Genomic DNA, 3,013 nt, shown 5'->3' with positions numbered 1-3,013 from the left:
TAGGGGTGGCCAGATTGTAGCCCCGGGTGTAGCAAGGCGAAACCCGGGGTTAATGGAGGTCAATTTATACGCGCCGAATAGAGAGTGTGAATGAAATTGAAAGGCCATGTTGAGGCGTGGATTTGAGGGTTCATTTCAAACTTAATGTCCAAGCCATTTATAAAGAATTGTTTTAACCGTCTGAATGCGAGAATCAGCTTGATTATGTCCCGCGTCCTGACTTGAAAACTCCATTTTGATCTCTGTAAAATAAATTTGGCTCTGAATTTATTCTTGAGTTCCGCTCTCTGCGGGTAGAGAGAATCCAGAGGTGAGTCCGAAACCAAAGTGGATAAAGCTAATTCTCCATTTTAAACCTCAAAGGTGTCTAAAACCTTGGAGGTTTGGTTACTGCATTGGAATGGAAGTTGATGGAATAATTGTTTAATATTAAACAAAATTAAAAAGACATTTTAAAGTTATGGAATTTGGTATTTATACCTTTGTAGAAAACACTCCTCATCCACAGATGGAGGGGGAATTGAGCAATGAGCAGAGAATGCAAAATCTGCTTGAGGAAGCGGAATTGGCCGATGAACTGGGCCTGGATGTATTTGCGGTAGGTGAACATCACCGCGAGGAGTATGTCTCATCTGCTCCATCAGTAATTCTTTCGGCCATTGCAGCCCGTACAAAAGATATTCGACTCTCCAGTTCAGTCACAGTTTTGGGATCAGAAGATCCTGTACGGGTTTTTCAGCAGTACTCTACTATCGATCTGATTTCGAAGGGGAGGGCAGAGATCATGGTTGGTCGCGGTTCGTTTATCGAATCGTTTCCACTGTTTGGATATGAACTGAACAACTATGAGCCACTTTTTGAAGAGAAACTGGAATTGCTGCTGAAGCTTCGCGAGAGCGAGAAAATCACCTGGAGCGGAAAGTATAGATCCTCCATCGATGATCGAGGTATTTACCCGCAGCCGGTTCAGGATAGGATCCCTGTTTGGAGAGCCGTCGGCGGAACACCAAAATCAGCGTACAAAGCAGGTCAGCTCGGAATACCGATGGCCATCGCGATTATTGGCGGATATCCGGAGCAGTTTAAGCAGATGGCGCAGATTCATGAGCAGGCTGCCAAAGAACATGGTCACGGCAGACTACCGGTTAGTATCAATTCACACGGCTTCATCGCCGATACAACAGAGGAAGCGTACGACATTGCATTTCCGGCGTTCAAACTGACCATGGATCGTATCGGCCGGGAACGGGGATGGCCACCGATGAGTCGTCAACAATTCGAAGCTTCATGCACGCTGCGAGGTGCGAATGCCGTGGGAAATCCACAACAGATCATTGATAAAATCCTCTATCAGCATAAGATTTTCGGTCACGACCGATTCCTGCTTCAGATGAGTGTGGGAAGTGTTCCTCATGAGAAACTGCTACGATCGATCGAGCTTTTTGCTACAGAAGTAGCTCCGGCCGTTCGCAAGGAAATCGCTAAACGAGAACCGGCTAATCAACACTAAAGAGAAGCGGATAATCTTTCGTGTTGCACTTATTACTTGAACTCAGAAGTTATTAAGATCATATCTCGCAGATCAATACTGAGAATCTGAGATCTTCTGCGTAAAAATCAGCGTAACTCTGCGAGATTACAAAAAGATTCCTTTTACTGAGATGGTATAATGTAGCCACGGAATCACGGAAATACATTGAATTACCCTTTCCGTGCTTCTGTGGCTAATATATTTCACAAGCTGCCGGACTCATCTTCTATCCTGCACCTCCCGTAGCACCACCTCCGGCAGATCCTGTGGATGCCCCGCTTCCGCCCGTTGTTCCTGTAAATGAGGCACTGCTTGTTGCAGCAAGAGTAGATATAGATGAGGCCACTGTTGCCGGCGTGTGTGAAGATCCCGACATTAAAACAATCCAGGGGAAGTGCCTATTGTTATTTGAATCGTAAGACGACTCAATCAGAGTGTTAAGCTCTTTTTTCGAAAGATGAAGAGCAGTGGCATAGATAAAATGCAGATCCAGTATCTCCATTCGTAACGTTCGTTCATCTGCATTTTTTAAACCATCCCGATACGTTTTCCAGCGCTGATAAGTCTCTTCCCCATTTTTGGTTCGCCGGATGATTACAGCAGAGGCAAACATGAATATGAAGGATGTGAAAAGTGCAATGAATGCAGTAGGACCACCCATTATAAAAAGAACGATTGCCGCCACATCGATAACAAACTGAGCAGCGACATTTGCCCAGACACCGGTGTAGCTTTTTTGATCAATCCACTCTTTCTCATCAAATACGTTTTTTACCTCTTTCTTCCAAAGGCTAAACCATTTTGCAACCTTTGATCCACTGCTTTGAAAAAGCTTATCAAAGGTATTCTTTCCACTTTTGACCCGTTTAGTTGTGAAGTCTACAATCATCTTTTCCCACTTTGGAAGGTGTTCGTCAGGCTGCTCACTGGATAAGGAGATCACAAATTCACTATTACCTGAAGACCAAAAGGAGGACTCTTTCTCCTTCTCTTCAATATTGAACCAGCCACGTCGGGCCAGATCAAACAGGGTGGCAACAAGATGCTGGCTGGTGGAATGACGTGACGACATGAGTCGGCCAATAATTGCCGGTGGGGTTTTGTCCGGAATGACCACGGTCTCCCGGTTTGAGATGGTATTTGTACTGTGTCGTTTCCCATATTTTTGATAGAGGAAGTAGAAAATGCCAAGACTTAGAACGGACAAGAGAATTGAAATAGGCAATGAAATTTCTGCGAAGAACTCATCCCGTTCGGCCTGTTCTTGAAGCATGGCATCATACTCGGCTTCTTCCTGAATAATTTCATCCAGGTCCAGATTGGGATCGCTAATCTCAATCAAATTTTCCTGAAAAACGGAAGTAGGAAAGAGCGCACGAATCGCAAGGTTTTGATTTCGATTTACTCTGCCGGATGTGAGTGTAAACGCGGATTCAGATTTGATCTCTTCAGAATCAGGTGCAGAACTGTAGTTCCAGCTAT

General features: G+C 44.7%; 2 protein-coding genes. One reads left to right on the top strand and one right to left on the bottom strand.

Going from position 1 to position 3,013, the window contains the following annotated elements:
* The first annotated feature begins 460 nt into the window (after nucleotides 1-460).
* Nucleotides 461-1,510 (top strand): Atu2307/SP_0267 family LLM class monooxygenase, encoded by a 1,050-nt coding sequence (locus ACESM0_RS13530; RefSeq protein WP_372906733.1) that lies wholly within the window; start codon nucleotides 461-463, stop codon nucleotides 1,508-1,510.
* 247 nt (nucleotides 1,511-1,757) lie between these two features.
* Here the strand turns inward: ACESM0_RS13530 and ACESM0_RS13525 are convergent.
* On the bottom strand, nucleotides 1,758-3,013 hold a 1,256-nt coding region (locus tag ACESM0_RS13525; protein ID WP_372906732.1), incomplete at its 5' end, for a DUF2207 family protein.

The sequence above is a fragment of the Rhodohalobacter sp. genome (assembly GCF_041686455.1).
In the GTDB taxonomy this organism is placed as follows: Bacteria; Bacteroidota; Rhodothermia; order Balneolales; family Balneolaceae; genus Rhodohalobacter.
This window is presented reverse-complemented; position numbering and strand designations above follow the sequence as displayed.